28 protein-coding genes are annotated in these 26,439 nt (G+C 53.2%); 11 read left to right on the top strand and 17 right to left on the bottom strand.

Annotation, left to right across the window (positions count from 1 at the left end; all coding sequences use genetic code 11):
- Positions 1-153: 153 nt before the first annotated feature.
- A complete protein-coding gene (gene iolE, locus LBW88_RS14630) occupies positions 154-1,077 on the top strand; it encodes a myo-inosose-2 dehydratase (RefSeq protein ID WP_224932991.1) in 924 nt (307 codons plus the stop codon).
- Between the two features lie 10 nt (positions 1,078-1,087).
- Positions 1,088-2,269, top strand: coding sequence for a Gfo/Idh/MocA family protein (locus tag LBW88_RS14625; RefSeq protein ID WP_224932990.1), 1,182 nt, complete (start codon positions 1,088-1,090; stop codon positions 2,267-2,269).
- Here the strand turns inward: LBW88_RS14625 and LBW88_RS14620 are convergent.
- The 3 genes from LBW88_RS14620 to LBW88_RS14610 all read right to left on the bottom strand — a co-directional run bounded on the left by LBW88_RS14620 (position 2,266) and on the right by LBW88_RS14610 (position 4,371).
- Positions 2,266-3,180, bottom strand: a complete 915-nt coding sequence (locus LBW88_RS14620; protein WP_224932989.1) for an alpha/beta fold hydrolase — start codon at positions 3,178-3,180, stop codon at positions 2,266-2,268. The genes LBW88_RS14625 and LBW88_RS14620 overlap by 4 nt on opposite strands.
- A 218-nt stretch (positions 3,181-3,398) precedes the next feature.
- Complete coding sequence (locus LBW88_RS14615) at positions 3,399-3,842, bottom strand: GNAT family N-acetyltransferase (protein WP_224932988.1); 444 nt, start codon at positions 3,840-3,842, stop codon at positions 3,399-3,401.
- Positions 3,826-4,371 (bottom strand): GNAT family N-acetyltransferase, encoded by a 546-nt coding sequence (locus LBW88_RS14610; RefSeq protein WP_224932987.1) that lies wholly within the window; start codon positions 4,369-4,371, stop codon positions 3,826-3,828. Before LBW88_RS14610 ends, LBW88_RS14615 begins: the two co-directional genes overlap by 17 nt.
- A gap of 118 nt (positions 4,372-4,489) precedes the next feature.
- On the opposite strand from LBW88_RS14610, the gene LBW88_RS14605 reads away from it, so the two are divergent.
- The gene (locus tag LBW88_RS14605) at positions 4,490-5,407 is read left to right on the top strand and encodes a DMT family transporter (protein ID WP_224932986.1); all 918 of its coding nucleotides are present in this window, start codon (positions 4,490-4,492) and stop codon (positions 5,405-5,407) included.
- Positions 5,408-5,409: 2 nt separating this feature from the next.
- Here LBW88_RS14605 and LBW88_RS14600 read toward each other — a convergent pair whose 3' ends face one another.
- Positions 5,410-6,297, bottom strand: a complete 888-nt coding sequence (locus tag LBW88_RS14600; RefSeq protein WP_224932985.1) for a MurR/RpiR family transcriptional regulator — start codon at positions 6,295-6,297, stop codon at positions 5,410-5,412.
- Positions 6,298-6,715: 418 nt separating this feature from the next.
- Here LBW88_RS14600 and LBW88_RS14595 point away from each other — a divergent pair, with 418 nt between their 5' ends.
- The 4 genes from LBW88_RS14595 to LBW88_RS14580 all read left to right on the top strand — a co-directional run bounded on the left by LBW88_RS14595 (position 6,716) and on the right by LBW88_RS14580 (position 11,565).
- Positions 6,716-8,845, top strand: a complete 2,130-nt coding sequence (locus LBW88_RS14595) for a TonB-dependent siderophore receptor (protein ID WP_224932984.1) — start codon at positions 6,716-6,718, stop codon at positions 8,843-8,845.
- Positions 8,846-8,894: 49 nt separating this feature from the next.
- Positions 8,895-9,995, top strand: coding sequence for an ABC transporter substrate-binding protein (locus LBW88_RS14590; RefSeq protein WP_224933016.1), 1,101 nt, complete (start codon positions 8,895-8,897; stop codon positions 9,993-9,995).
- A 236-nt stretch (positions 9,996-10,231) separates the two neighbouring features.
- On the top strand, positions 10,232-10,402 hold the full coding sequence (locus LBW88_RS14585) for a KGG domain-containing protein (protein ID WP_034827492.1): 171 nt from the start codon (positions 10,232-10,234) through the stop codon (positions 10,400-10,402).
- 269 nt (positions 10,403-10,671) lie between these two features.
- Positions 10,672-11,565: an SDR family oxidoreductase gene (locus LBW88_RS14580; protein ID WP_224932983.1), complete on the top strand. Its 894-nt coding sequence runs from the start codon at positions 10,672-10,674 to the stop codon at positions 11,563-11,565.
- A gap of 43 nt (positions 11,566-11,608) precedes the next feature.
- Here LBW88_RS14580 and LBW88_RS14575 read toward each other — a convergent pair whose 3' ends face one another.
- Both LBW88_RS14575 and LBW88_RS14570 read right to left on the bottom strand, forming a co-directional pair.
- Positions 11,609-12,481, bottom strand: coding sequence for a DMT family transporter (locus LBW88_RS14575; RefSeq protein WP_224933015.1), 873 nt, complete (start codon positions 12,479-12,481; stop codon positions 11,609-11,611).
- A 209-nt stretch (positions 12,482-12,690) separates the two neighbouring features.
- Positions 12,691-13,596, bottom strand: a complete 906-nt coding sequence (locus LBW88_RS14570) for a LysR family transcriptional regulator (RefSeq protein ID WP_224932982.1) — start codon at positions 13,594-13,596, stop codon at positions 12,691-12,693.
- Positions 13,597-13,728: 132 nt separating this feature from the next.
- Between LBW88_RS14570 and LBW88_RS14565 the strand changes: the two genes are divergently transcribed.
- Positions 13,729-14,478: an SDR family oxidoreductase gene (locus tag LBW88_RS14565; RefSeq protein WP_224932981.1), complete on the top strand. Its 750-nt coding sequence runs from the start codon at positions 13,729-13,731 to the stop codon at positions 14,476-14,478.
- Between the two features lie 271 nt (positions 14,479-14,749).
- Complete coding sequence (locus LBW88_RS14560) at positions 14,750-15,292, top strand: carbapenem self-resistance protein CarG family protein (RefSeq protein WP_224932980.1); 543 nt, start codon at positions 14,750-14,752, stop codon at positions 15,290-15,292.
- A 13-nt stretch (positions 15,293-15,305) separates the two neighbouring features.
- Here LBW88_RS14560 and LBW88_RS14555 read toward each other — a convergent pair whose 3' ends face one another.
- From LBW88_RS14555 to LBW88_RS14535, 5 genes are all read right to left on the bottom strand, one after another.
- Positions 15,306-15,953: an alanyl-tRNA editing protein gene (locus LBW88_RS14555; RefSeq protein WP_224932979.1), complete on the bottom strand. Its 648-nt coding sequence runs from the start codon at positions 15,951-15,953 to the stop codon at positions 15,306-15,308.
- A gap of 14 nt (positions 15,954-15,967) precedes the next feature.
- Positions 15,968-16,888: a pyridoxal-phosphate dependent enzyme gene (locus LBW88_RS14550; protein WP_224932978.1), complete on the bottom strand. Its 921-nt coding sequence runs from the start codon at positions 16,886-16,888 to the stop codon at positions 15,968-15,970.
- The gene (locus LBW88_RS14545) at positions 16,875-17,576 is read right to left on the bottom strand and encodes a transcriptional regulator (protein WP_224932977.1); all 702 of its coding nucleotides are present in this window, start codon (positions 17,574-17,576) and stop codon (positions 16,875-16,877) included. The genes LBW88_RS14550 and LBW88_RS14545 overlap by 14 nt, the downstream gene beginning before the upstream one ends.
- A 199-nt stretch (positions 17,577-17,775) precedes the next feature.
- Positions 17,776-18,135 (bottom strand): NUDIX hydrolase, encoded by a 360-nt coding sequence (locus tag LBW88_RS14540; protein WP_224932976.1) that lies wholly within the window; start codon positions 18,133-18,135, stop codon positions 17,776-17,778.
- On the bottom strand, positions 18,132-18,722 hold the full coding sequence (locus LBW88_RS14535; RefSeq protein ID WP_224932975.1) for an NUDIX domain-containing protein: 591 nt from the start codon (positions 18,720-18,722) through the stop codon (positions 18,132-18,134). Before LBW88_RS14535 ends, LBW88_RS14540 begins: the two co-directional genes overlap by 4 nt.
- Before the next feature lie 82 nt (positions 18,723-18,804).
- Here LBW88_RS14535 and LBW88_RS14530 point away from each other — a divergent pair, with 82 nt between their 5' ends.
- Both LBW88_RS14530 and LBW88_RS14525 read left to right on the top strand, forming a co-directional pair.
- Positions 18,805-19,554: a DeoR/GlpR family DNA-binding transcription regulator gene (locus LBW88_RS14530; RefSeq protein ID WP_224932974.1), complete on the top strand. Its 750-nt coding sequence runs from the start codon at positions 18,805-18,807 to the stop codon at positions 19,552-19,554.
- A 154-nt stretch (positions 19,555-19,708) separates the two neighbouring features.
- On the top strand, positions 19,709-20,599 hold the full coding sequence (locus LBW88_RS14525; RefSeq protein ID WP_224932973.1) for an oxidoreductase: 891 nt from the start codon (positions 19,709-19,711) through the stop codon (positions 20,597-20,599).
- A gap of 78 nt (positions 20,600-20,677) precedes the next feature.
- Here the strand turns inward: LBW88_RS14525 and LBW88_RS14520 are convergent, their stop codons facing one another.
- The 6 genes from LBW88_RS14520 to LBW88_RS14495 all read right to left on the bottom strand — a co-directional run bounded on the left by LBW88_RS14520 (position 20,678) and on the right by LBW88_RS14495 (position 26,236).
- Positions 20,678-21,202 (bottom strand): GNAT family N-acetyltransferase, encoded by a 525-nt coding sequence (locus LBW88_RS14520; protein WP_224932972.1) that lies wholly within the window; start codon positions 21,200-21,202, stop codon positions 20,678-20,680.
- Entirely contained in the window at positions 21,190-21,480 is a 291-nt protein-coding gene (locus tag LBW88_RS14515; RefSeq protein ID WP_224932971.1) for a DUF1778 domain-containing protein, read from the bottom strand. The genes LBW88_RS14520 and LBW88_RS14515 overlap by 13 nt, the downstream gene beginning before the upstream one ends.
- A gap of 273 nt (positions 21,481-21,753) precedes the next feature.
- Positions 21,754-22,923 (bottom strand): dihydrodipicolinate synthase family protein, encoded by a 1,170-nt coding sequence (locus LBW88_RS14510; RefSeq protein ID WP_224932970.1) that lies wholly within the window; start codon positions 22,921-22,923, stop codon positions 21,754-21,756.
- Between the two features lie 16 nt (positions 22,924-22,939).
- Entirely contained in the window at positions 22,940-24,181 is a 1,242-nt protein-coding gene (locus LBW88_RS14505; protein WP_224932969.1) for an MFS transporter, read from the bottom strand.
- A 59-nt stretch (positions 24,182-24,240) separates the two neighbouring features.
- Positions 24,241-25,074 (bottom strand): sugar phosphate isomerase/epimerase family protein, encoded by an 834-nt coding sequence (locus LBW88_RS14500; protein WP_224932968.1) that lies wholly within the window; start codon positions 25,072-25,074, stop codon positions 24,241-24,243.
- Positions 25,075-25,084: 10 nt separating this feature from the next.
- Entirely contained in the window at positions 25,085-26,236 is a 1,152-nt protein-coding gene (locus LBW88_RS14495; RefSeq protein WP_034827454.1) for a Gfo/Idh/MocA family protein, read from the bottom strand.
- Positions 26,237-26,439 lie beyond the last annotated feature (203 nt).

The raw sequence follows: 26,439 nt of genomic DNA, 5'->3' as shown, positions 1-26,439 counted from the left end.
TCCCTGTTAACTCATCAATTTCCATCCAAAATCACATCAATATTATTTTGACGTTTAGCCTGCAAATTTTGATGGTTTTACGTCAAATAACCGCTCGCCGCTGCACATCGCATCCGCTAATTTCATCGCTATCTCCCCTACAGGATATAACCGATGATTAAAGATGCGTTTTACCGCTCGGGGCATCCCGCTCCTCAACTTGGCGTCAGCCCGCTCTCCTGGGTGAACGAAGTGCTGCATTATCTCGGCGCAGGCACTTCCGCACAGACCTGTTTAAGCGAGGCCAGACAAGCCGGATTTCAGGGCGTCGAATTGAGCCGCATATTCCCGCGTGAACCGGGTGCATTGAAGCAGCTGCTGGCACAACATCACTTACAACTGGTGTCAGGCTGGCACGACGGATTCCTCACCGAACGCAGCGTTGAGCAGGAATTGGATGCGGTACACAACCATGCCGCCCTGCTACAGGAAAACGGTGCCAAAGTCATGGTGTACGGTGAATGTGGCTGGATGGCTGAAAACGCTTTGGATGTGCCGCTGAGCACCCGGCGTTTGCTGCCGGAGAATCAGGTCGCCGCCTATGCCGATCGCCTCTCCCGCTTTGCCGAAGCGCTGTTTGACCAATACGGTTTACGCCTTGCCTACCACCACCACCTGATGATGGTGGCCGAAACGCTGCCGGAAATCCGTGCGCTGATGGGTGCCTGTTCGCCCGCCGTTGGCCTGTTGCTCGATACCGGTCACGCCACCGCCGCTGGCTTCTCCTATACGCAACTGATTGATGAATTTGCCGATCGCATTTGCCATATCCATCTGAAGGATGTGCGACTGGATCGTCTGCAACAGGTGCGAGCCACCGGCATGACCTTCAACGAAGCGGTGCTCGCGGGGATGTTCACCGTGCCGGGTGACGGCGGCATTGATTATCGGCCGCTGGCGGAGTTTATCGCTCGCAGCGGTTATCAGGGCTGGATGGTGGTGGAAGCCGAGCAGGATCCGGCGAAAGCCCCGCCATTAGAGACCGTGACCCGCGCACAACGTTTTGTTGCCCAACACATTTTACCTGTAAACGCTTAAGGAGCCGATGATGGCTGGAAAAACACTGAATGTTGGCCTGATCGGTTCAGGCTTTATGGGTCAGGCACATGCCGATGCGTGGCGTCGCGCGGGTTTACTGTATCGCAACCTGGCGCTGCAACCCGTTCTGCATACGCTAGCAGATGTCACGCCCGCGCTGGCCGAAGAAGCGGCTCGCCGCTACGGCTTTCAACACAGCACGGCGGACTGGCAGTCGATGGTGAACAACCCTGAAATAGATATTGTTGATATCACCACGCCTAACAGCATGCACTTCGACATGGCGTTGGCCGCGATTCGTGCGGGTAAACACGTTTACTGCGAAAAGCCGCTCACCGTTTCGCTGCAGGAAGCGCAAACCCTGACGCAGGAAGCCGAGCGCGCTGGCGTGAAAACCATCATGGCGTTCAATAACATCAAAACGCCCGCAGCGCAGTTGGCGAAGCAGATGATTGATCGCGGTGATATCGGCACACCGACCCGCTTCCGTGGCTGGTTCGATCAGGGATTTTTCAACGATCCTGAGCTGCCGTGGAGCTGGCGCTGCTCGCGTGAACAGGCCGGTTCCGGCTCGCTCGGTGACTTAGGCTCACACGTGGTGAGTGTGGCGCAATATTTGATGGGACCGATCAAGAGCGTGGTAGGACAGGAGCAGTTGTTTATTGAAACGCGTCCTGCTGCGGGCGGCGGCTCAGGCTATGGTGCCCAGGCGGATAAGCAGGCTGCGCGTTTGAAAGTGGAAAACGACGATCAGTTCCAGGCGCTGGTGACTTTCGAGAGCCGCGCCGGTGGCGTGATTGAATCTTCACGCATTTCCGCAGGTAAAGTGTTCGGCATTGCATGGGAAATATCGGGCACCGAAGGCACCATCATCATGGACGGTGAGCGCTTTAACGAACTGAAGATCGCACGCTATGGCGATGCTAAGCACGACCGTGGCTTTAAAACCATCTATGCCGGTTCTCAGGTCGAACAATTCGGAGGCTTCTTTGGCTTCGATTTCGCTGGCGGTGGTCTGGGATACTTCGATGTGAAAGTGATTGAAATCTATGATCTGATTAAAGGCCTCAGCAGTGAAGCCGGGTGCTTCCCGGACTTCCGCTTTGGCCTGGAGAATCAGCAAATCATCGAAGCGATGGTGCGCTCCTCTGCCAGCGGTGAACGCGTGGAGATCGCCAGTCTGCGCAACTAACTAAAAAACTCGCGCAGTGCTTCAGCCAGCGCCTGCGGTTGCTCATCCGGGATGAAGTGACCGCAGTGCGCGATTTTGATGCCTGAGACCTGTGCCGCAAACTCTTTGAGCGGGATAGCCATATCGGGGATCGAGCCTTGATCGGCACTCACCGCCAGCAACGGCACCGAGAGTTTGCCGTTATCACGCAGCAATGCACGGTTTTGTTCGGCAGAGATGCTCACTTCGCGATACGCCGCCATGCCTGCGCGCAATGCCCCGTTCTGTTGCAACAACCGCGTATATTCCGTCATATCTTCCGCGTCAAAAACCATGGGACTGACGGCTTTGCGTTTCAGAAACCACTCCAGATAGATCTCTTCGCGCCCGGCAATCAAGGCTTCAGGCAGATCCGGCAGCAGATGGAAGGCAAAATGCCAGGTTTTCCAGGCCTTATCGGGCGTGGCAGGCAGTGCATCCGGCAAGGTCACACCCGGAATGCCCGCATCCAGCAGTGCCAGTTTCTTGATCTGATTGGCATAGTGCATGGCAAACGGCCACGCCACCCACGCGCCAACATCATGCGCAGCAAGATAATAGTGATGAATGTTCAGTTGCAGCAGCAGGCCTTGTACTTTCTCAGCCAGAGAAGTGGTGTCGTAACTGCCGTAAGGCTTGTCAGAATCCCCCTGGCCAGGCAGATCAGGCGCGATAATGGAGTAACGATCGCCAAGCAGAGCCATCACCTTGCGCCATGCAAACCAGCTTTGCGGGAACCCGGCTAACAGCACCAGCGTTTCACCCTGCGGGTTGCCGCCGCTGACGTAATGCAATCGGACTCCGTCCACCGTGGCGTAGTGATGGAAAAAATCAGGCAGGCCGGCAACGGGTTGCGACCAGCGTGATGTTGATTTCAATTCTGAGGCGTTCATCGGTTTCTCCTAAAAATTGGAAATGATTACTTCCTAATTAATTAAAATTTTAGTCGGTTAGGTTCAAAACATCATCGTTCCTGGACTGGCATGGGTGGCCGCGTGCTCGTGTAGAGATATTGTTTGCGGTAGGGAAAACACCATTTAGGAAATGATTAATTCCTAAATGGTACAGGATGGGATGAAGGCTTGGCAAGCGGTGCTAGTGAGATCCCGGATTAAGGCGTAACACGATACTGGATAAAATCAGTCTTGGTTGCCACCTGATCATACAGTGCTCGTGCACGGTAATTATTCTCACGCGTCATCCAATACACTTTCGAGCAGTTCAACGCCTCAGCGGCAGCATTCACCGCTGCGATCAACGCACGACCCGTGCCTTGTTTGCGCCCGTCTGGGCTGACGAACAGATCCTGCAGGTAACAATAGTCACCCAGGGTCCAGGTACTGCGATGGCAAATAAAATGCACCAGCCCAGTCAATTTGCCCTGCTCTTCCGCCACCAGACAATGCATCGGCTCGCCTTCCGCAAGCAATCGTTGGAATGTCGTTTGAGTGACTTCTTCCGTGACTTCACTGACATAAAAGTCGAGATAGCCCAACCACAGCGATTTCCACTGTGCGTAATCCTCTGCAGTGAGCTTTCTAATCACCTGTTCCATTTCTTTCTCTCCATTGTTGGCGCGTGATGTTGAACATTAAACTGGCGGGCGGATCTTGCGGATTAAATACCCTTTCGAGGAAAGTCATCCCGACCTTTTCCAGTACGCGGCGCGATGCGCCGTGATTCTCGCGCACCACACCGACGATTTCTCTCAGCTTCAGGTCTTCAAAACCGTGGCGGATGGCGCGATGCGCGAGTTCGGTCGCGTAGCCTTTTCCCCAGGCATCCGGTTCAAAACGGTAACCCAGATTATTGGTTCTGCGCCCGTTGAATTCGCTGACAAACACGCCACCGAAACCGATCACATGCTGCGGATTGCTTTTCTCCATGATGGCCCAGTCATCGAAACCATGAATGGCGCGATCTTTGATTCTGCGTAGTAACACTTCTCGCGCATGATCAATATTGGGATATGGCCCGCGCGGGTTAAATTGATGTGTTCTCGCATCGCCATAGATGCGAAAAAGCGCCTGCAAATCCATGCGCTCAACCGGCCGATACAGCAACCTCTCAGACTCCCAATGCATTCAATCCCTCGCCTTATTTTGTTATCCAGCGAAGTAACATAGCACCGCGACATCACTTTGAGTGTTAAGAATTTTTGCTATGATGTCACCCCATCTTTCTAATGATTGAATCTGAACCATGCGAACATCGGACTCGTTGCGACTTCTGCTGCTGGCGGCTATCTGGGGAGCCAGTTTTCTATTTATGCGCATTGCCGTTCCTGCTCTGGGTGCGGTGAATACCGCTTTTTTGCGCGTGTTATTCGGCGCGTTGGGTCTAATTGTCGTGATGGCAGTGCTGCGCATTCCACGCCGTTTCGAGGGCAAATTAGGCTGGGCGATGTTGCTGGGGGTGATTAACTCTGGATTACCTTTCCTGATGTATTGCCTGGCCGCTCGCGTCTTGCCCGCAGGCTATTCCGCGATACTCAACGCCACCACGCCATTGATGGGCGTCGTGATTGGTGCGGCGTTCTTCAATGAACAACTTACCGTGAGTAAAGTGCTGGGCATGCTGGCCGGTTTTGTTGGCATAATGTTGATCAGTACCACTGGTGAAGGGGAGCTATCGCACACGCTGATACTCGGCATTGCGGCTTGTCTGGTTGCCACCGCCTGTTATGGTTTTGCCGGCTTTCTGGCCAGACGCTGGATTGGATCGCGCGGCGGGCTCGATGCCACGAAAGTGGCATTCGGCAGCCAGTTAGGTGCCTCGCTGTTCCTGCTGCCTTTCTTTGCCTTTACTGCGCCGCAAACGTCTGCAGCGAACTGGCAAATTCCTGAAGTCTGGGCCTGCATCCTGGCCGTCGGTTTTATTTGCACCGCGCTGGCTTATATCATCTACTTCCGCCTGCTGGCCGATATTGGCCCACTGCGCACCCTCACCGTCACCTTCCTGATCCCGCCTTTTGGCATCCTTTGGGGCTGGTTGGTGCTGGACGAGCAGATCAACCAGGGCTTTATGGGCGGTGCATTATTAATTGTACTGGCGGTATGGCTTGTTACGCGCAGCAGAATGGTCAAAGCCGCCACACCGAGCACCACTGGCAGTCAATAGCGCTATTTTTTACTGGTGGGTTTCAGCGAACGATTAAGATCCTGAATGCGTTTCATGGTTTTTACCGTGCGCGATGAAGTCGCTGAAGCCACCGACAAAATCAACATCTCCAGACACACCAGTACGGTGCCATGCAGCGGCATGCGGCCATTCTCCCCACCGCGCGGCACATTAATAATCACATCCGCTTCTTTGGCAAAGGCTGAATCTAAGGCGTTGGTCAGTAAAATCACCGGCATCCCCAGCCGCTTCGCCTCCTTCAGGGTAGTCAGCCCTTCTTTGTGAGCAGACTTCTGCGCCATCATGATCAGCACATCCCCACGCTGCAGGGTGATCAGCTGTTCGGCGAGGGCGATGCCCGAGCGATTGAGCGTGACGGCAGGAATGCCAATGCGCGTGAACAGGCGGGCGCTGTAATCCGCCAGAATTCCTGAGGCATTGATGCCAAATAGCGCCACCTGACGCGCGTCGATTAACATCGCGACAGCCTGTGCCACCGCTTGCCGATTCTGGGGCTCCGAGAGGGCATCGCAGGCGCGTTTATGGCCACCCAGCACAAAATCGATCCCCGAATTGATGTCACACGACAGCTCGCTGACGGTGGCACTCATCTTCTCTTCTGAATTCATCGCCGGGCCAAACCAGGCTTTCAGCGTGGTTTTCAAATCACGCAAACCGGCAAATCCTAACGCCTGAACGGCACGCACCACGGTGGCATCCGAAGTGTGAGTGGCATCGGCTATTTCCATCGCGGTGGCATCTAATATTGCCTCACGATTGTCGTGGATATATCGCGCGACCGATTGAAGACTGGATGATAATGACGGCACACGTGCGCGATAGCGTTCACCTAATACATCAACTCGATTTTTTATTTTATTTACGGCCATCTTTTTACCTGTTTGTCTTCAGGGTGCAATTTTGTATCAATCTCAAGCATCGCATTGTAGTAATTTTTTCATGATAATCCAGCTCTCCGTTTGGCACCCCTTCTGCAAAATCGCGCATAAAAGTCCAACCAAAAATCAATTTATATGATTGTATTTATAACACTTTATACAATCAAAGCATTGTGAAAGGTGACACTCACTGAAGAGATTTTTTCTGTAGTATTCACGCCATTATTTCCGTTTACTACTACATTCTTTCATGTTTGAATGATTCTCAATAACATCACGCAACCTGATTTTACGCAGCATGATGCGCAGAGAAAGGATATTTCTTGCACTTTTCTCCGCTAAAAAAAATTTAACGTCAGCTTCGTTTCATGGACGAAATTAATTCCGCACCAACACCAGGTTTATTTAAATGAATAACAACAAGAGTTTCGCTGTTAAAGCACAATGCCATCCGGCCATTATCGCCGCAATATACGGTTTCAGCGTTTTCACCGCAGCAGGCAGTCTGGCAGCGGAAAGCAGTAATACCCTGACGGTCTCCGCGCAGGAAAATAGCCCACAAGGCTATAACGCCACCAGCAGTTCGGTCGCCAGTAAAACGCCCACCTCGCGTCTGAACGAAGCGCAATCGGTGAGTGTGGTAACTCAACAACAACTCGAGGATTATCAGGCCGCCAGTCTCACCGATGCGATGCGCTTTGTCAGTGGTGTCACAGAGGGCAATACCCTGGCAGGCACTGAAGATGGCTTTGTGCGTCGCGGATTTGGCAGCAACTCGGATGGTTCGATCTATCGAGACGGCATTCGCAGCAGCCAGGGATTGAATTTCGATGCCACTACCGAACGTGTAGAAGTGCTGAAGGGCTCTGCCTCCCTGCTCTATGGCATTCAAAATCCAGGTGGCGTGATCAACCTGGTGAGCAAAAAACCGCAATATGACTGGCACACCAAAGTCAGCGGCCGTTCCTCCAGTGAAGGTGGCGGCGCTGGCACCGTCGATGTGACCGGCCCGCTGGGCAACGGCTTTGCCTTTCGCCTTATTGCCGAAAAGCAGAATCAGGATTACTGGCGCAATTTTGGCAGTGACAAACATACGCTGATAGCGCCCTCGTTACAGTGGTACGGTGAAAAAGCCAGCTTCCTCGTGAGCTATGAAGATTATCAATACGATATTCCTTACGATCGTGGCACCGCTTTCATCAACGGCAAGCCGCTGGATATTGGCTACAAGGATCGTCTCGACGACAAGGCCAATCACGCCTGGGGCCACAACAAAACCCTTAATGTGCATTATGACTGGCAGTTCAATGATGACTGGAGCACGCGCGTCACTTTTGGCTGGAATCAGCGCCAATATGACAATAATGAAGTGCGCGTCACCGCCATCAACCCAACCACCGGCGTCGTCACGCGTCGTGCCGATGCTAACCGTGGTTTCAACCACAAAACGAAATACGTTTCATGGGATCTGCTCGGTTCACAACAGTTGTTGGGCATGACCCACGATGTGGTGATCGGTACTGATTACGAGATGAACCAGACTTACCGTGCGCATCAGTATCAAGGGAAATCCAATACCGGCTTTAACTTTACCGATCCGCAATACGATATCCTGTCGCCGGTCACCAACAGCACAACGGAAAATACCGCCAACGCCAATAACCTGAACCGCATTCATAGCCGTTCGGTTTACGCCAAAGACAGCATTTCACTCACGGAACAGTGGATTGCGGTACTTGGCGGACGCTATCAGCATTACGAGCAGCGCGCGTCCAAAGGCTTCGATCCGGTGGTGGAAACACTGAATAGCGAAGGCAATAAATTCCTGCCGCAGGCGGGCCTGATCTATAAAATCACGCCGGATGTGTCGCTTTACACCAGCGTTAGCAAATCCTTTACCCCCTCCACCGATGTGGACGATGACGGCAACGTCGGTAAACCGGAACAGGGCACCACCTGGGAAGTCGGCAGCAAATGGCAAATCTCACCAAAGCTGTTTGCCAGCGTCGCGCTGTACCGCATTGATGAACGTGACATGTCGCTCAGCATTAACGGCACGACACGGGCGATTGATAAAGCGCGTTCGAGCGGCGCAGAGTTTGAGCTGAACGGCGAAGTGCTGCCGGGTTGGGATCTCAGCGCCAACTACAGTTACGATAAAGCTGAGATCGTCGATGATGGCGTAAATTCTGCCAATAATGGCAATCGGCTGCAAAATGCGCCGCGTCATTCTGGCGCACTTTATTTAAGCCACAATCTCAGCATCAACGGCATTCCCGGTGATTTCCGCGTCGGAGGCGGTGCTCGCTATGTCGGCTCGCGCGCGGGCGATCCTGAAAACAGCTTCACCATGCCGGATTATGTGGTGGCGGACAGCTTTATCGCCTGGAACAATCAGCTGTTTGGCGAAAAAACGCAGCTTAAGCTGAACCTTAACAACCTGTTCAACAAACACTATTACACCTCCAGCGGCGGCAATCTGCGCGTGCGTGAGGGTGAAACCCGTAACCTGATGGTCGAGGCCAGCGTTGAGTTCTGATTCCTTTGTTAAAGCGGGCGCCCGGCGCGCCCCTTCCCTTTTGGGACCGATGCTGATGGTGCTGGCCTGCTTCTTGCTGGTGCTGAGCAGTGCCGCGCTGGCAAAAACCGTCACGGATATTGACGGTAATCAGGTGGATATTCCTGACCATCCGCAGCGCATTGTACTCGGCGAAAGTCGCATGCTCTACACGCTGGCGCTGCTGGAGCCTGGCAATCCTTTTCAGCACATCGTTGCCTGGCCACAGGATTTGAAAAAGTACGATAGCCAGACATGGAACAGCTTTGCTCGCCAGTTCCCGCAAATGTTGAAAATCCCTTCGCTGGGCTCGGGTGGCCCGAATGCCATCAATCCTGAGCAGATCCTGGCACTCAAACCCGATGTGGTGATCCTGCCAAGCCTGGCGCGTTACGATGATGCCGATCTGCGCCTGGTGAGTATGTTAAAAGCCGCGCATATTCCCGTGGTGAAGATCGATCTGCGTGTGCATCTTCTGAAGAATACCCGTCGCAGCGTGGAAATTTTCGGTGAAGTGCTGAATCAACAGGCTCGCGCGCAGGCGTTTAACCGCTTTTATGACGCGCATATGCAGGTGATTCGTGACAGGCTGGCCAGTTATCACGGCGCTAAGCCTTCGGTATTGTTGCAGTTGCACCTTGGCCGCCGGAATGAATGTTGTGTCACCGCAATCAACGGCAGCCTGGGCGAACTGTTAAATGCCGCGGGCGGCGACAATATCGCCGCTCAAACGCAGCACGGCGTTTTCGGTCGCTTAAGTGAAGAAATGGTGATCGCGGCACAGCCGAATTACTATTTCGCCACCGGATTTGGCGATAACGATGCGCAGGGTTTGCTGAAGCTGGGGCCTGAAGTGGCGCTGCCTGCGGTGCAAAGTAGCTTTGCACAACTGACTGCGCAGCAAAACGGTTTGCGTGAATTAGCCGCACTACGCAACGGCCACTCCGCTGTTATCTGGATGAACTTTTATCTCAGCCCGTGGCACATCGCGGCGACAGAATTTATGGCGAAAACACTCTATCCGCAGCTGTTCGCGGATGTCGAACCCGAACAAACGTTAAAGCAAATCTTCCATGATTTCCTGCCCATACCTTACAGCGGGACCTATTTCGCCCAAATTCCTGCAAGATAATCGAACTTACGGTTCATCGAAGCGTTAATTACGCTTAGATTATATTTATTTATTTTTAATCCCCACAATTCATTCGCTTAAAAATTTAAAGTTGAGATCAGCAGCTTTAATCCCTCATTACACTGCCGCCGCGCTTGTTAATATTCACAGTGGCACTAACCTTAATTTGCAGTCTGGACATAACGTGTGAGTTTATCCACGATTATGTAATCGCAATGCATTAATGAGGACATTTTATGGCCGAGCATAGAGGCGGTTCAGGTAACTTCGCAGATGATAAACAAAAAGCATCTGAAGCGGGTAAAAAAGGCGGACAAAGCAGTGGCGGTGGTAGTTTTAAAGACAACCCCGAGAAAGCTTCTGAAGCCGGCAAAAAAGGCGGAAAAAGTAGTAACAAAGGCTCTTAATCCGCACCGGGCGCGCTAGTCGCCCCACCGACAAGGATGCTGATCCGTCCCACTGGCAAAAGAATAAGTGCAATGACGATATATGACTGACGTCTTGCGCTTATTCTGTACTCTTCTTCTCTTTCCCATCATGCGTTTTATTCACATCGCCGTAGTGATAATAACGGCTCGCTTAATCTGCAAAATTTCAATTGGTCACTTTTTGACGTGACATATATCACATTTATGCCAGGCTTAATTTATCTATAGCGAAGAACATGGAGATTACAATGAGTTCATTTACTAACAAAACGCTGCTCACCCATCAATATCCGACACCTCCTTTCAAAAAACAATTACAGGAATTCCCTGGACTGGCCGCCAAAATGGAACCACGTCCGGATCATGGTGAAACCAGCTATCGTGGCACCGGCCGTTTAACCGGTCGTAAGGCGCTGATTACCGGCGGCGATTCCGGTATTGGTCGTGCAGTGGCCATTGCTTACGCGCGAGAAGGCGCCGACGTGGCGATAAATTACCTGCCCGATGAAGAACAGGATGCGGCAGAGGTGATCAAACTGATTGAAGCGGAAGGTCGCAAGGCGATTGCCATTCCGGGTGACATTCGTTCCGAATCATTTTGCCAACAACTGGTGAAGGAAGCGGCAACGAAACTTGATGGTCTGGATATTTTGGTCAACAACGCCGGACGTCAGCAGTTCAATGAATCGATTCGTACCCTCTCGACGGAAGATTTTGATGCGACGTTTAAGACTAACGTTTATGCCATGTTTTGGATAACCAAAGCGGCGCTGGAGTATTTACCGGCGGGTTCATCGATCATTAACACCTCGTCAGTGCAGGCGTACGATCCCAGCGCGATCCTGCTGGATTACGCTCAGACCAAAGCGTCCATTGCGGCCTTTACTAAAGCTTTAGCCAAGCAACTGGGTAAAGACCACATCCGCGTAAACGCCGTGGCGCCGGGCCCTTACTGGACTGCGCTTCAGGTTTGTGGCGGGCAGCCGCAGGAGAAAGTGGAGAAATTTGGTGCTTCCGCGCCACTGGGTCGGCCCGGTCAGCCCGCTGAAATTGCGCCGCTCTACGTGACTTTTGCGGAAACCACCAACAGCTTCACCTCCGGACAGGTTTGGTGTTCTGATGGCGGCACCGGTACGGTTTAACTGCGATTAAGGGCGCATCCATTTTGGTGCGCCCTATTCGATCTTACCCCGACGTTTTCAGGCGCGATTTGCGGAACACCAGCATAATGCCGAGCAGAATAGCCAACATTCCCATTACACCCGACCACGGTAGCGTATTACCTAACAACAGGTAATCCAGCACTGCCGTTATCACCGGAACCAGATAAAACAAACTGGTGACGTTAACGATGCTTCCCGCACTCAGCAGCCGATACAGCAGCAGCTGCGCCACCACAGAGATCATCACCCCAAGAAACAGCACGGAAATCCAGAAGTGCAACGTAAAGTCGATATGGAAGGCCTTGACTGGTAGCAGCAGCGCACATAGCGCCAGGCTCACTGCGTATTGAAGCGGCAACACCTGTGCCGGATGCTGGGACACTTTTTTCTGCATGATGGCACCAAACGTCATACACAGCAGTGCGCCGAGAGCGAAGACTATGCCGCTCAACGGCAACTGCGACGCCGCCAGACTACGCCACACCAGTAAAATCAATCCCGCTAAGGCGATCAGTAATCCCAGTAATCGCGTGCCCTGCATGCGCCTTTCCACGATGCAAAGCGTCAGGATTGGTTGTATGCCCATGATGGTGGCAATCAAACCAGGCGTTACTCCCTCGGCCATCGCCTGGAAGTAACATACCGAATAGGCACCAATCAAAATCAGCCCGGTCAACATCACTGTTTTTCGGCTGCCCGCATCGGGCAACCAGCGACGTCGAAAAATGCCCACCAGCATTAATGCGGCAAGCGCCACACTGAAGCGCACGATCAACAGCGCCATCGGTGAGGCATTGTCTAAACCCAGGCGAGAGAAGATGGCCGCACTGCCCCACAGCAGCACGAAACCCGACGTCGCCGCTTGCGACGTCAAAGACGAAGAACGCATGAAAATGCTCCTAAAACAGACGTTGTAAATTTAAGCGTTAAGACTTCCGGTTCTTAGCGAACCACAACGAATGCAGGAGGCGGTGGCGGACAGCAGATCGCATACAGGCCATGTTCGTATGACGGGGATAGTGCGGCTGAAAGTGTCATTTACGCAGGCCTGTAGTGAAAATGGGGAGTTAAGAAACAAAAAGTTAACAGATAGCTTCGTGCTTGTCATCCATTGAGTCGAGCAGGGAATACCTCACGCAACCATTCGATAAACACGCGTAGACGCTGGGTCAGATGGCGATTTTGCGGATACACCACGTGAAACGGATAGCTGGCGGGCCGCCAGTCCTTCAGTATTTCGACCAGCGCGCCTGACGCTAAATCTGCGGCTGCTGCGTAACGGAATGTCTGAATGATGCCTAATCCCGCCACTGCCGCCGCCTGGTGGGCATTACTCTCATTAATCCCAATGCGATGATCGATTTTCATTTCCTGTTTCTCATTCCCCTGCATAAAGCGCAGCGGAAAAGCGCGTCCGCTTTGCGGGGATAAATAGCTGATCCAGCGATGCCCATTTTTTAGCTCCTGCGGATAAGCTGGCACGCCGTAGGTTTTGAGATAACCGGGTGCCGCGCAGGTGATCATCTCTGCATCACCAAGATGACGCGCCACCAGCGATGAATCACCCAGCGGCCCGCCACGAATCACGCAATCGACATTATCGCTAATCAGATCCACAGCCCGGTCCGACACGCCGAGGTCGAGGCGAATTTCAGGAAATCGCGCGACGAAATCAGGTAACAGGGGGATGAGCACCTCTCGCGCCGTTGAACCGCCAATATCAACGCGCAGATGCCCGCGCGGCGTGCCATTTACCACGTTAAAAGCACCGTCGATATCTTCCAGGTCACGCACGATGCGCAGCGCTTTGTCGTAATAATCACGTCCTTCAGGCGTGACGGTCACGCGGCGTGTGGTGCGCTGTAACAGACGTACACCCAGATGACCCTCAAGCTCCTGTACCAGTTTACTCAACGTGGCATTGGGCATATCCAGTGAATCGGCCGCGCGGGTGAAATTCCCCGCCTCCACCACGCGCGCGAAGGCCCGTATTGCCAACAGTTGGTCCATACTGATTATCCATACACAGGAATAGTGATTTCGATTTTACACCATTTATCACTAAACCGCGCAGGGTTACATTGCCTCCCATGCACTGCAACGCAGTCATCACACACTTAAATCCATTTTGGGAGAACACAGATGAACACTTCATTAAACGGTAAAATTGCGTTAGTCACCGGCGGCACCAGCGGGATTGGTTTAGCTTCTGCCCAGGCGCTAGCGGCGCAGGGCGCACGCGTGTTTATCACCGGTCGTCGCCAGCCAGAACTGGATGCCGCCGTCACGCTTATCGGTGCACAGGCAACCGGCATCCGCGCTGATGCTTCTGTGCTGAGCGATCTGGACGCGGTGTATGCGCAGATTGCACGCCAGGCGGGCCGTCTGGATATTCTGTTCGCCAATGCTGGCGGCGGCGATATGTTACCGCTCGGTGCTATTACTGAAGAGCACTTTGACCGTATCTTTGGCACCAACGTGCGTGGCGTGTTGTTCACCGTGCAGAAAGCGCTGCCGCTGCTGAGCGACAAAGCCTCGGTGATTTTGACCTCGTCCACCACTTCGGTTAAAGGCACTGCAGGATTCAGTGTTTACAGCGCCAGTAAAGCCGCCGTGCGCAACTTTGCTCGTTCATGGGCGTTGGATGTGAAAGATCGCGGTATTCGTGTCAACGTCGTTAGCCCTGGTCCGGTTCGCACGCCTGGTTTGGGCGATTTGGTACCTGAAGATCAGCGTCAGGTATTATTCGATGCGCTTGCCGCGCAGGTGCCATTGGGCCGCCTGGGAGAACCCGGTGAGATTGGTCAGGTGGTCGCGTTTCTTGCGTCCGATGCTTCGAGCTTTATTAATGCCACCGAACTGTTCGTGGATGGCGGCATGGCGCAGGTATGAGTTGAGAGTGAGGGAAAGACGTCATTACTAAATAAGTATTCCTGCGGCGAGGTGCGTAATGGATGACGCGCTTCGTCAGTTAATCCATTTGAATCGAATTAATCCCTTCACCCTTTCACATCCCCGTAAAAACACACATAATTCAGCGTTATTGGAGAGTATGCAGTTTTAGAATACGCCAGTAAGGCTATCAGGCAGCGATCCCATGCTGTCTTTCAATATTGAGGTTTTGATACCTTCTATTGTCTTAAACCAGTAAGGAAAGCGTGCAGTGAAGTTAAAGACTTTTGCGTTTATCGTTCTGTCATTTTGCACCGTTTTCGGCGCTCAGGCTGCTACGCGGGTCGAGTTGCAGACAGGGGCAAATACTATCGATATTAACCATGATGGCGTCCCGGATTTGCTGGTCTCAGCGACCTTTGACAATAACACCTCGCATCCCAGCCAGACGCTATCTGCCTTCATCAATAAAAACGGCAACTGGTATGTCTTACCCGTTCCGGATGACGATGGATTTACCTGGTCGGATTTTCGTCTTGCGGGTTCTGCTGACAAAATCATTGGTTTTGAACTGCACAATATCCAGGGCGTTTATTACCTGATCCGCGCAATGAAATTCTCGTCAAATCAGGATAATGATGATCTGACTGAAGCCGCGCAAATAAAATTCTCACGCTATCGAGTGGCGGAAAGCAGCGAAGAGCCTGGCGCTCCCGTTTTTTATTGGCAGCTGTCTGGCAGTTATACCACCTCACAAACGTATAGCGATGTTGATCAGGCTTTCGCACAATTAAACGTGGGTGAATTTAAATAGCGCAGTGCAGGCGTTAATTCGCCTGCTCATCAATACGCACTTCATACTGCACCGAAAGTTCACCCTTCTTCTCTTTCACGCGGGTAATGACGATATCGCCAACGTCTCCGGTGCGTTGCACATGCGTGCCACCGCAGGCATAGGGTGCGAGATCGCCCCAGCTGACCATTCTGCGTCCGGCATCATCCCGCAGCACGCGCGCTAAATCCTGCGCCACCAGCGCATTTACACCTTCAGCGATGACCGCTTCATCTACGGCTTGTGGTTCGCCCTGCGGTTTAAAAACGATACGCCCATTGCCGGGCCGATGATCGCCTTTGTAACCTAACCAGCCAAACTTCTCTCCGGCGTAAGCAATCAGATGCCCCGCAGAATGGTAACGCGTGTGCAATGTGCGCAGTGCCGCATCAATTTGGATATTCACACGACCCAGCGCCACTTCGCGGTCAGTGATATGGATTAATTCACCCTCTTGCTGGATGAGCTGAAGCACGTTGGCCTCGCCTATCGTGCCCCGGTCAGCGGGTTGCCCACCGCCTTGCGGATGGAACAGTGTTGCCACCAATTGCACACGAAACTGGCCGTCTTCCTGCGCTTCACAACGCACCACTTCCGTGTCCATTTCCAGCAGGTCGCTGAAATAGTAGGTTCTTTCCGTCATCTCGACTCCAATAATCACTTAAATGCTTGCAGCGTGCTGAGGGTTGCCGTGGAACCGCCACAGACGATAACCAGCACGTTTTCCACATCCGTCAACGGCAATTTTTGCCCGTAAAGCAGAGCCAGTGCCGCACCACATGCCGGTTCGACCAACGTGCGATGGTCATGAAGAAATGCCAGACAGGCATCAACGGCTTCCCGATCGCTAACGCGCGTGGCTACCAGCTGACGGGTTTTACTGACTTCAAACGCGCGCTGGCACACCTGACGCGCCCCCAATGACGTCGCGATACCGCTGAGATTTTCCACCGCAATGGGATGTCCTGCAGCCAGCGCCGCGTGATAAGACGCCATGCCTGTCGTTTCAGCGATATAAATCGGTACCTGATGTAATCCGTGCTGCGTTAATCCTTGATCAACTCCAGACAGTAAACTGCCGCCACCCACCGAGAGCACCACAGCATCGGGTCGAATACCGTCTTCCATGACTTCATCGATCAAGGTCGCAATGCCCTGCCACAACAGCGCATCATCAAAAGGATGGATAAATGCGTCCTGTTCTGTCACCAGCGACTGCGCCAGTTGATTGGCGTCCGCCCAGGTTTTACCGTGGACTTTCACCTCTGCCCCTTCCAGCGCCAGCAGATGTAGCGCATATTGAGACGTCGATTCCGGGACCACTACCACCGCCGGTACACCCAATTGACGACCTGCAAAGGCCACCGCCAATCCTGCGTTTCCGCCCGATGAAGAGATAAATCGCTTCATCCCGCGCGCAGCATGCTGCTGACAGGCAAATCCGATACCGCGGATTTTGAAGGAACCGGAAGGCTGCATCGCTTCCATCTTCAGCCACACGCGGGTTTGATTGAGCTGGCCGAGTGGCAAAGACTCAAGCAACGGCGTTTTAATGCTCAGCGACTCAGCTGTTTTCATTTTTGATTTCATCCAGATAGTTGTAGATGGTGTAACGCGTCACGCCGAGCGCCGCAGCGGCTTTCTCAACTCCACCTTTAATCAGAAACAACCCCTTCTCCTGCATATGCTTCACCGCGAGCAAATTGGCCCGCTTGGTGTCATTGCGATTGTTTCCGGGATGCTGTGCGGAGGTGGTGTTGATGATATCGCTCATCAGATCTTCGATAGTGTCATGCTGGGTTTCCGCTGCCGGTTCGGCTGCAGCGATCTGCACATCGGGTTGACCCATTGCGGTCATCGATTGCAGCACGCGCAGCGCCTGCTCAATGTCTGCGTTATCGACGTTGATACAGAGTGCGGCAAAAGGCACTCCGTGGCGATCGCGATAGATGGCAGTGCTACTGCGGAGCGGCTTGCCCTCGCGAGTAAAAGTGGGATAGTCCAGCAGCAGGGAAATGGCTTCATCTTTGCGCTCCATCGCACTGATAAATGCCCGGTCGGTGCGTAATCCAGCTAAAACGGAATCACCCCGTTTACGTCCTGTCACCTCTGCATTCACGATCTCAGCAATGGAATATTCTGGCTGACGCAGATCATGCAGCACCACCTCAGCATTACGCTGGATGACGCTGCCGATGACCTTGACTGCGCCAGCCAGCATGCGCATTAAGTCGGCAACATATTGCTCGTCGGTAATTGAAGACATCCTGGCACCATTAACTCTACATTTTGTAGAAAAATAGCATTGATGATATCAATGATCAACTTTTTGTTGACTAACAGGTCTGCAACCTTGGGTTAAAAACGCCATACCCGGATGGCGGACACAATTCATGCCGACATCCCAAAGAGTAGAAACCCGATGAACGATTTACTGTTAGCGTATCTGCACGAATGTTCACTGGTCAGACGTGGGATTCTGGGATCTCATCAATATCGCTGAATATGCTCAGCCCCAAAGCCCTACCCACTTGCACATCCTTATCCGCGCCTGTTGAGGCGCCAGGCATGCGTAAAATGGCATCACAGCTTTGAATCAAACGATGTGCGACGGGATAAAGAAAGGCTTCACTAATTTCATCCCCGATCTCTTGCGAACCCGCTGCACTCGCGAGCGGTAACGCCAGCCATTCGCCAATCACGGGCGTGTGACCTTTTTGATAAACCTGTAACGCCATTTGATCGAGTTTCTGCATGTTTCGCTCGATCAGTTGCCTGTCGCCATCTGTACCACTGCGAACCGGGCCTGCAATCAAAATCATCATTGTGCGTGCTCCTCAAATTGTCTGTTTAACGCCAGGTGTTGCAGCAACATGATGGTCTTAGCATCCTGGATTTCGCCGTTTCGAATCGCGTCCATGGCACGTGAGAAAGGCCACTCCAGCACTTCGATATCTTCACCCTCTTCCTCAAGACCGCCGCCCACATGCTTCCTGTCGCCATCGCTATACTCCGCGATAAAGAAAAACAGCTTCTCCGTCACCGATCCCGGACTCATGTAGGCCTCCATCACCTTCTCGACATTTGTGACGGTGTAACCTGTTTCTTCCTCTGCTTCGGCAATAATGCGATTTTCCGGCGAAGCGTTATCCAGTAAACCCGCAGCTGCCTCAATCAAATAGCCATCATGTCCATTGATATAAATAGGAAAGCGGAACTGCCGGGTCAGAACCACCGTCTGTTTTTGGCGGTTATAAAGTAAGATCACCGCCCCATTGCCACGGTCGTAAGCTTCACGACTTTGTTCTTGCCAACTGCCGTCGGCACGCTGTAACTCGAAGGTGTACTTCTTTAAGGTGTACCAGTTATCAGATAACAATTGCTCACGAATATTGCGCACTTTTTGCTGCATGATTAACCTCCCGATGGCTGACAAAACAAACGTTATCATGCACAATCGTGCACATACAAGCAAAAACACGAACGAGAAACTCATGCTTTCAAGCCAACGTAAACAACAGATATTGACGATACTTGCCGATGAGCAGCAAGTGATGTCAAGCGAACTTAGCCAGCGCTTTAACGTCTCTGAGGACTCTATACGCCGTGACTTAAGGGAGTTAGCCAGTGAGGGATTACTGCAGCGCGTACACGGTGGCGCGCTGCCGGTTTCTGCCGCTATCGCGCCTTTCGAAACACGCAAAAACGTGCAAATAAGTTCTAAGCGCCTTATCGCGCAAAAAGCGGTTCAACTGATCCAGCCGGGGCAAGTGGTGATCATCGATGGCGGTACGACCACAGCGGAAATGGTGCAACTGCTGCCCAAAGAACTGGCCTTTACCGTGGTGACGCACAGTCCGAGTATTGCGGTCGCACTGGTTGATTTCCCGTTGGTTGAGGTGATCATGATTGGCGGCCAACTGTATCGTCACTCGGTGGTGGCCGTGGGATCAGCGGTGCTTGAAGCCATTGCGCGCATCAATGCCGATCTGTTCTTTATGGGTGTCACCGGCGTGCACAAAACGGCAGGGTTAACCACGGGTAACTACGAAGAAGCGGGTGTGAAGCGTGCCCTGGCGGCGCGTGCGGCAGAAACGGTAGTGATGGTATCGAAAGAGAAGCTCAATTCAGCATCGGCGTTTGCCATTGGCGATTTGACACTGGCCAGCACGCTGATCGTTGACGGGGAACCTGACGCCGAGATGCAGCAACTGCTGCAACAGAAACAGATAGCCTTGCTGTAATTCACCCTGTTCAGGCAGGCATGAAGTCACTGTCCCGCGATGCCATTTCTGTTTATGGCCGATGGCATCCTCATCATTCGGTCACAATGCCAGGATGTAATAGTGAGTTTTCGATGAACCGAAGTCAGCACAGGATAAACAGGAGAATAGCCGCATGTCTGAGTTTCCAACCATTGCCCTTGTCGGACCCGGCGCCATCGGCACCACTGTGGCAGCCGCGCTGCATGAAGTGAATCGCACGCCACAACTGTGCGGACGTACGGCGCATGCGCAATTGCTGCTGCGCCACGAAGACGGTGAGATTGTGGTGCCTGGCCCGGTGCTGAACAATCCCGCAGACATTGCTACACCCTATGATTTGGTGTTTGTGGCAGTCAAAACCACCCAGGTTGCGGAAATTGCCCCCTGGCTGGCGGTGTTATGCGATGAAAATACGGTGGTATGCGCACTGCAAAATGGTGTGGAGCAAGTCGAGCAGTTGTCGCCGTTGGTCAATGGCGCAACGGTGCTGCCATCTGTGGTGTGGTTTCCAGCCCAGCGCCAACCTGACTCATCGGTGTGGTTGCGCGCGAAACCGCGCCTGACCTTACCTGATGTCGAGCAAGCACAGCGGATTGTGCAAGTGTTGCAAGACTCGCGCTGTACCGTCGAACTGGAAGTAGATTTCCTCACCGTCGCCTGGCGCAAACTGTTGCAAAACGCCGTCGCGGGTTTGATGGTGCTGGCCAATCGCCGCGCTGGGATGTTTCAGCGTGAAGATATCACCGCGTTGGGCCTGGCCTACCTGCGGGAATGTCAGGCCGTGGCGCGTGCTGAAGGAGCCAACCTGAGCGACAATGTGCCACAGGAGATTATGGCTGGCTTCCATCGCGCCCCGGCGGATTTAGGCACTTCGATCCTGGCGGATCGTCAGGCCGATCGCCCGCTTGAATGGGATATCCGCAACGGCGTGGTGCAGCGACGTGGCAAAGCGCAAGGCATCGCGACACCGATCAGTGATGTGGTTGTTCCACTGCTGGCGGCGGGGAGTGATGGGCCGGGTTGAAGCGTGCGAAAGTTGGCATATTTACGCCAGATTGGTCAATTTAATTCAGGATGAGCTTCATTTAACTGCATGAAGAGTTCAAAGCAGAGCCGCAATACTGGTGACGGGGATGAAAAATTGATATTCCCCGGTTTCCGTTTTTAACGGCATGAATCCCATCTTGTCGCGGTAAAAAGGGACGAGTGTTTCGTCTTTCGCTTCCACCATGACAGCATAGATTCCGACTGCATCAGCAGCAGCATATGCAATGCGGAGGGCATGAAGGACAAGTTGAGTACCCATCCCTCTGCCCGCAATACGTTTATCAACCGCCAGACGGCCGAGCGTTATACAGGCCGTTTCACGGTGAGGCACTTGCTTTTGATACTGGCGTGTCATGGTCGATTTAGCGTAACTACCCCCAGCAATAGTGTAAAAACCCATCACTTCAGGGATATCGTCATCTGTGACCAGTAGATACGCTTTGAGGACATTTGCCGCATGTTGAGCCGCGAGTTGTTTCTTGAGGAAATGATCTAATTCCGGTCGCCCACAGTAGAAGTTTTCAACATCGAATGGCTTCTCTGGTGAAAACTTTACTATCTCTAATTTTACCTTTCCCATTCCCAGGTTGACTCCTCGCGACTGAGTTCGGCCGCCCGGCGAAGACGTTCAGCTGGCACCGGTGGATTCTCAAGCGCTGACATAACTGCATTCCATGATTCTTCGGTCAGCTTGATACGACTATGTTCACTGATAACGGATTCCGCGCGTTGTGCAGCAGAATCTGCAATAAACTGGGAGACGCTGACGCGGCTCAATTGCGCTGCGGTTTCAATTTCACTTTTAACATCTGGACTAATACGCAGCTCAAGACGTTCTGTTTTCGCTAAAGTGGGCATAATAGTTTCTCTTGCTGTATCTCGTCATGACCAAAACTGTCGATGTTAAAGAGTATCAGCTTAACACTTTGTACGGAACCATTCCGTACAAAGTAGTTGCTTAAACATTTCCATTACGTTCATCCATGTCACATTAGCCATCTAAAACTACGGTATAGATGCGCTGGATAATAGCCATGATTTAAGGTGGTTAAGCAGTATGTGAGCTATTTCCGAAAAAACCTGTCAAATACGTGCCACGCCCCTGTCGCGCATCGCGTCCGTAGACGAACGTCAAATACCGTGCAACTTCGCCAGCAGCCACATACGTTCAGCAGCCACATCCGCGTTGTTCAGCAAACCAGCCTCATCCGCCAGCCTAAACGCTTCAGAGTAGTGCGTCAGACTGCGCGCACTCTGCATGCCGCCAAGCAAGGTGAAATGCTTCTGATGGCCATTCAACCAGGCCAGAAACACGATGCCCGACTTGTAATACTGAGTGGGTGCCGAGAACAAATGGCGTGCCAGCGGCACTGTGGGAGCCAGTATCCTTTCGAAGGTGGCGCGATCGCCCTGCGCCAATGCATGCAGCGCGCTGGTGGCGGCAGGTGCAATGCCGTCGAGAATGCCCAGTAATGCGTGCGAGAAACCTTGCTCATCTCCGGCGATCAGTTCGGGATAGTTAAAGTCATCGCCGGTATACATTTTGACGGATGCCGGCAGCTGTCGGCGCATCTCAATTTCTCGATCTTTATCCAGCAGAGAGATTTTTATCCCCTCTACTTTTGCCTGATTTTCGCGAATCACCGCAAGGCAAACCTCCATCGCACTGTCAATGGTCGCGCCGCCCCAATAACCGCGTAGCGCCGGATCAAACATGTCTCCCAGCCAGTGCAAAATAACCGGCTCACGCACCTGACGCAGAAGCGTGCTGTAAACGGTGATGTAATCCTCTGGCCCTTTTGCGATAGCGGCGAGCGCGCGGCTGGCCATTAAGATAATACGGCCACCACAGGCTTCGATTGCTGAGATTTGCTGCTCATACGCGGCAATCACATCCTGTAAGGTCAGTTGGGAAAAGTCCGTCAGATGATCGGTGCCAGCCCCGCTGGCGACCCGTGCCCCCGGATAAGCTTTCGCTTGTTCTACGCTGCGTTTGATAAGCTCCAGCGCGGTGGGCCAGTCCAGCCCCATGCCGCGTTGGGCGGTATCCATGGCTTCCGCGATGCCCAATCCCAGCGACATTAAATGACGGCGATATTCCAGCGTGCTATCCCAGTCAATCGCCATATCGCTATGCGGATTGTGCATCCGCTGCGGATCGGCAACCACATGCGCAGCGGCATACACGTCGCGGTTAAATACCGGTTTTGCCGGCACGCTCCAGTGACGCTCACCCTGCAGGGTGTAACTGTAGGGCTGACCGTTGCGATCCAGTAAACGCACTTTATTGCTCACAGACATGGTTCCGTTCCTTATTTCAGTGTTTTGCCAGATGCCCGGACGGCATCACATTCTGCGAACTGTTGTGGCTTCCGATAGGCAGGCGACGCACACCCAGCAGCACCACGCTGCTGCAAATGATGACGCAGGCGGCGACCAGCCAGACCGGCTGCAAGGTGTAATGCTGCGCGTAATAACCCGCGACTATCGGTGAGATGCCGCCCGCCGCCATCCCCATATTCATCACGAAGCCGATGGCCGAACCACGCAGTGATGGCGGCACCAGTTCAGCAGTAAGAGAGAGAACAATGGGTGTAATTGGATAGCCAAGAAAGCCGAGGATCAGCACCAGCACAATCACCAACGGCACGGAGAGATTGAAAGCCATCGCCGCCATCACCAGCCCGCTGATAAAAGTAATGGTCATCAGAATGGTGCGACGACGTTTGAAATCGCCTTTATCGCAGTAGCGGCCCAGAACAAAACCGCCCAGCGCACCGGTAATACCCAGCAAGCTGGCGATGGTGCCTGCTGTACCCATCGACAGATTTTTCACCTGCATCAAATAGCTCGGTGCCCACAGCAGCACAATCCACCAGCCTGCCAGCAGCACGAAATAGAAGGCTGCCATCAATAACACCGGCGCATGACGGAACAGCGTTCTTAATGGCACTTTCTCCGCCGCCTGACGCGCAATCAGCTCGGCAGGTTTGCGGTCATTTTTCACCAGCACCAGATACAACAGCGCCACCAGCATGCCCATCGCGCCCGCCACGTAGAACACCACGCGCCAGCCAAAGATCGGACCGAGCATGGCGCCCATCCAGGTGCCAAGGAATCCGCCTATCGGATACCCCATCCAATAGAGTGACATCACCGTGGTGCGCTGTTTTTCGCTGGTCACGTTAGCCACTTCGAGCGAGGCAGCCGGCCAGAAGATACCCTCACCCACTCCTGTCATCACGCGGTAGAAAATCAGGCTGGTCATGCTACCGGCGACACCGGTTAATAGCGTCGCCAGTGAAAACATCATCAGGCCGAGAATCAGCACCGGTTTGCCGCTTAACTTGTCGGCGATAATGCCGGAAATGAACAGAAAGACGATGAAGCCAAAGAAGAAGGAGGAGAGCAGAATGCCACTCTCCGCTTTACCGAGACCGAACTCTCCGGCGATCAGCCCAATGGCTGATGACACCGTCATGCGATCCACCGAGTACATCATGTAGCCAAGGCCGCACAGCACGGTGACCAGAATCATTTTGCGGGTATCTGTATTCATCTTTTCCTCGACAATGTCTGTGACCGACGAAAACAGCTTTTCAGCTCTGTCAGATACGGTTAACCGTGCGCCAGATGGCGAGCCTTGCAGGTCTTAAGCACCTCATCAGGATTCTGGGTCCACCAGTTCAGGCGGGAGAAAATTTCCACTTCATGCAATCCGCGATAACCCTGTGCTTCTACCGCTTCCCGCATGGCGCGGATATCGATAACGCCATCGCCCATCATGCCGCGATCTTCCAGCAGGTCCCGCGTGGGCGACAGCCAGTCGCAGATATGAAACGCCAGTAGCCGCTTACGACCCGCACGCGTGATTTCCTGATAAAACTGCGCGTCCCACCAGGTGTGATAGACATCGACGGCAATCCCTAATCCGTCATCGCCCAGCTCATCGCAAAGATCGTTAGCCTGTTTTAGCGTATTGATGCAGGCGCGATCCGCCGCATACATGGGATGCAGCGGCTCAATCGCCAACGGCATGCCACCCGCCCGGGCGTACTCCAGCAGAGCGCTGAGTCCATCACGCACTTGCTGTCGCGCCCCCGGCAGATCCTTTGAACCTGGCGGCAGCCCGCCGACCACCAGCACCAGGCACTGTGCGCCCAGTTCCAGCGCTTCATCCACCGCTCGCTGGTTATCGGTTAAGGTTGCCTGTCGCGCCTGATTATCAACGCCGGGAAACATGCCACCTCGGCAGTAGCCACTCACCGCCAGACCGTGGTGACGAATCAGCCGTACCGCTTCAGCTAAGCCGATACTTGCAACCTGATCGCGCCACGGAGAGATGCCGCGAATCTCATGGCGCGCACAACCTTCAATGATTTGCCGCAAGTCCCACTGCTGGCGCACGGTCGCGGTGTTTAGCGAAAGTTGTTCGGAATGAGGTCGACTCATGTTCGGCTCCTTAGCGTTCCAGCGATGGCACATCAACCCAGCGACGCTCTTTCCAGCTTTTCAATGCCAGATCGACCAGTTGCAGACCTTTTGCTCCTTCCAGCAGATCCCAGCGGTATTCCCCTTCGCCCCAGACGTGGCGTAAAAACAGCTCCCACTGCACTTTGAATGCGTTGTCGTAGACCTGGGTGTCCGGCACGCTGGCCCAGTCATCAAAGAAGTTATGAGTCTGACGTATATCTGGATTCCACACCGGCTTCGGCGTATTGACGCTAGCCTGCGTAAAGCAATCGCTGAGACCAGCCACCGCTGAACCGTTTACGCCGTCAACCTGGAATGTCACCAGATCGTCACGGCGCACACGCACGCACCAGGAGCTGTTGATTTGTACAATCGCGCCGTTGTGCAGCTCGAAGGTGGCGTACACCGCGTCGTCTGCCGTGGCGTCATAAGGTTGCTGCTGTTCATCCCAGCGCTGCGGAATGTGGGTTGCGCCGATACAACTCAGGCTTTTAATTTCACCGAACAGGTTGTCAATGACGTAGCGCCAGTGGCAAATCATGTCGAGGATAATGCCGCCGCCATCTTCGCTGCGGTAGTTCCAGGATGGACGCTGGGCCGGTTGGCGATCGCCCTCAAATACCCAGTAACCAAATTCACCGCGCACCGATAACACGCGACCAAAGAAGCCGGATTCATTCAGTAAACGCAGCTTTTGCAGACCCGGCAGCCACAGCTTGTCCTGTACCACGCCGTGACACACGCCTTTTTCTTGTGCGAAATGGTACAAATCCAGCGCATCATCCAGCCCCATCGCGACCGGCTTTTCCGAATAAACGTGTTTCCCCTTGCTGATGGCTTTCTTCAGCAGTGCCGGACGTGCCTGGGTGGTGGCTGCATCAAAAAAGATGATGTCATGCGGATTATTCAGTGCTTCATCAATGTTGGTCCCCCAGCGTTCGATACCAAACTCTCGCGCCAGCGCAGCCATTTTTTCCGCGTTGCGGCCAATCAGAATCGGATCGGGCATCAATCGATCGCCATTGGCCAGCGCGACACCGCCTTGCTGCCGAATCTGCACAATCGAGCGGATGAGATGTTGGTTTTTACCCATTCGCCCGGTCACGCCGTGCATAATGATGCCCACTGGAATCTGCGCCATGTATTCACCTCAAAGTCGTTTGTGATGGAAGTAACACGCTCAACATCTATTTCAACGCTTCACCGTTCGCTGATTCATAATCAATCAACTAACTGGTTGATGACGTCACTATAGTGGGCAGAAAGAGACCTGACTTTGATCGAATTCACATAACCAACTAGTTAGTTGAAAATCTTTCGCCCTTGTTTTATGCGCAAAAAGGG

It is taken from the genome of Pantoea sp. alder81 (genome assembly GCF_020179835.1).
In the GTDB taxonomy this organism is placed as follows: domain Bacteria; phylum Pseudomonadota; class Gammaproteobacteria; order Enterobacterales; family Enterobacteriaceae; genus Pantoea.
The sequence above is the reverse complement of the archived record's forward strand: the minus strand, read 5'-3'. Positions and strand labels throughout refer to the sequence as shown.

Excerpts from the sequence above, each read along its gene's own strand:
- LBW88_RS14615 (WP_224932988.1), bottom strand. The coding sequence starts at position 3,842 with ATGGAACAGGTGATTAGAAAGCTCACTGCAGAGGATTACGCACAGTGG.
- LBW88_RS14595 (WP_224932984.1), top strand. The coding sequence starts at position 6,716 with ATGAATAACAACAAGAGTTTCGCTGTTAAAGCACAATGCCATCCGGCC.
- LBW88_RS14620 (WP_224932989.1), bottom strand. The coding sequence starts at position 3,180 with ATGAACGCCTCAGAATTGAAATCAACATCACGCTGGTCGCAACCCGTT.
- iolE (WP_224932991.1), top strand. The coding sequence starts at position 154 with ATGATTAAAGATGCGTTTTACCGCTCGGGGCATCCCGCTCCTCAACTT.
- LBW88_RS14605 (WP_224932986.1), top strand. The coding sequence starts at position 4,490 with ATGCGAACATCGGACTCGTTGCGACTTCTGCTGCTGGCGGCTATCTGG.
- LBW88_RS14565 (WP_224932981.1), top strand. The coding sequence starts at position 13,729 with ATGAACACTTCATTAAACGGTAAAATTGCGTTAGTCACCGGCGGCACC.
- LBW88_RS14515 (WP_224932971.1), bottom strand. The coding sequence starts at position 21,480 with ATGCCCACTTTAGCGAAAACAGAACGTCTTGAGCTGCGTATTAGTCCA.
- LBW88_RS14530 (WP_224932974.1), top strand. The coding sequence starts at position 18,805 with ATGCTTTCAAGCCAACGTAAACAACAGATATTGACGATACTTGCCGAT.
- LBW88_RS14625 (WP_224932990.1), top strand. The coding sequence starts at position 1,088 with ATGGCTGGAAAAACACTGAATGTTGGCCTGATCGGTTCAGGCTTTATG.
- LBW88_RS14585 (WP_034827492.1), top strand. The coding sequence starts at position 10,232 with ATGGCCGAGCATAGAGGCGGTTCAGGTAACTTCGCAGATGATAAACAA.
- LBW88_RS14555 (WP_224932979.1), bottom strand. The coding sequence starts at position 15,953 with ATGACGGAAAGAACCTACTATTTCAGCGACCTGCTGGAAATGGACACG.
- LBW88_RS14590 (WP_224933016.1), top strand. The coding sequence starts at position 8,895 with ATGCTGATGGTGCTGGCCTGCTTCTTGCTGGTGCTGAGCAGTGCCGCG.
- LBW88_RS14570 (WP_224932982.1), bottom strand. The coding sequence starts at position 13,596 with ATGGACCAACTGTTGGCAATACGGGCCTTCGCGCGCGTGGTGGAGGCG.
- LBW88_RS14505 (WP_224932969.1), bottom strand. The coding sequence starts at position 24,181 with ATGAATACAGATACCCGCAAAATGATTCTGGTCACCGTGCTGTGCGGC.
- LBW88_RS14580 (WP_224932983.1), top strand. The coding sequence starts at position 10,672 with ATGAGTTCATTTACTAACAAAACGCTGCTCACCCATCAATATCCGACA.
- LBW88_RS14545 (WP_224932977.1), bottom strand. The coding sequence starts at position 17,576 with ATGTCTTCAATTACCGACGAGCAATATGTTGCCGACTTAATGCGCATG.
- LBW88_RS14540 (WP_224932976.1), bottom strand. The coding sequence starts at position 18,135 with ATGATGATTTTGATTGCAGGCCCGGTTCGCAGTGGTACAGATGGCGAC.
- LBW88_RS14520 (WP_224932972.1), bottom strand. The coding sequence starts at position 21,202 with ATGGGAAAGGTAAAATTAGAGATAGTAAAGTTTTCACCAGAGAAGCCA.
- LBW88_RS14525 (WP_224932973.1), top strand. The coding sequence starts at position 19,709 with ATGTCTGAGTTTCCAACCATTGCCCTTGTCGGACCCGGCGCCATCGGC.
- LBW88_RS14510 (WP_224932970.1), bottom strand. The coding sequence starts at position 22,923 with ATGTCTGTGAGCAATAAAGTGCGTTTACTGGATCGCAACGGTCAGCCC.
- LBW88_RS14535 (WP_224932975.1), bottom strand. The coding sequence starts at position 18,722 with ATGCAGCAAAAAGTGCGCAATATTCGTGAGCAATTGTTATCTGATAAC.
- LBW88_RS14500 (WP_224932968.1), bottom strand. The coding sequence starts at position 25,074 with ATGAGTCGACCTCATTCCGAACAACTTTCGCTAAACACCGCGACCGTG.
- LBW88_RS14495 (WP_034827454.1), bottom strand. The coding sequence starts at position 26,236 with ATGGCGCAGATTCCAGTGGGCATCATTATGCACGGCGTGACCGGGCGA.
- LBW88_RS14550 (WP_224932978.1), bottom strand. The coding sequence starts at position 16,888 with ATGAAAACAGCTGAGTCGCTGAGCATTAAAACGCCGTTGCTTGAGTCT.
- LBW88_RS14600 (WP_224932985.1), bottom strand. The coding sequence starts at position 6,297 with ATGGCCGTAAATAAAATAAAAAATCGAGTTGATGTATTAGGTGAACGC.
- LBW88_RS14610 (WP_224932987.1), bottom strand. The coding sequence starts at position 4,371 with ATGCATTGGGAGTCTGAGAGGTTGCTGTATCGGCCGGTTGAGCGCATG.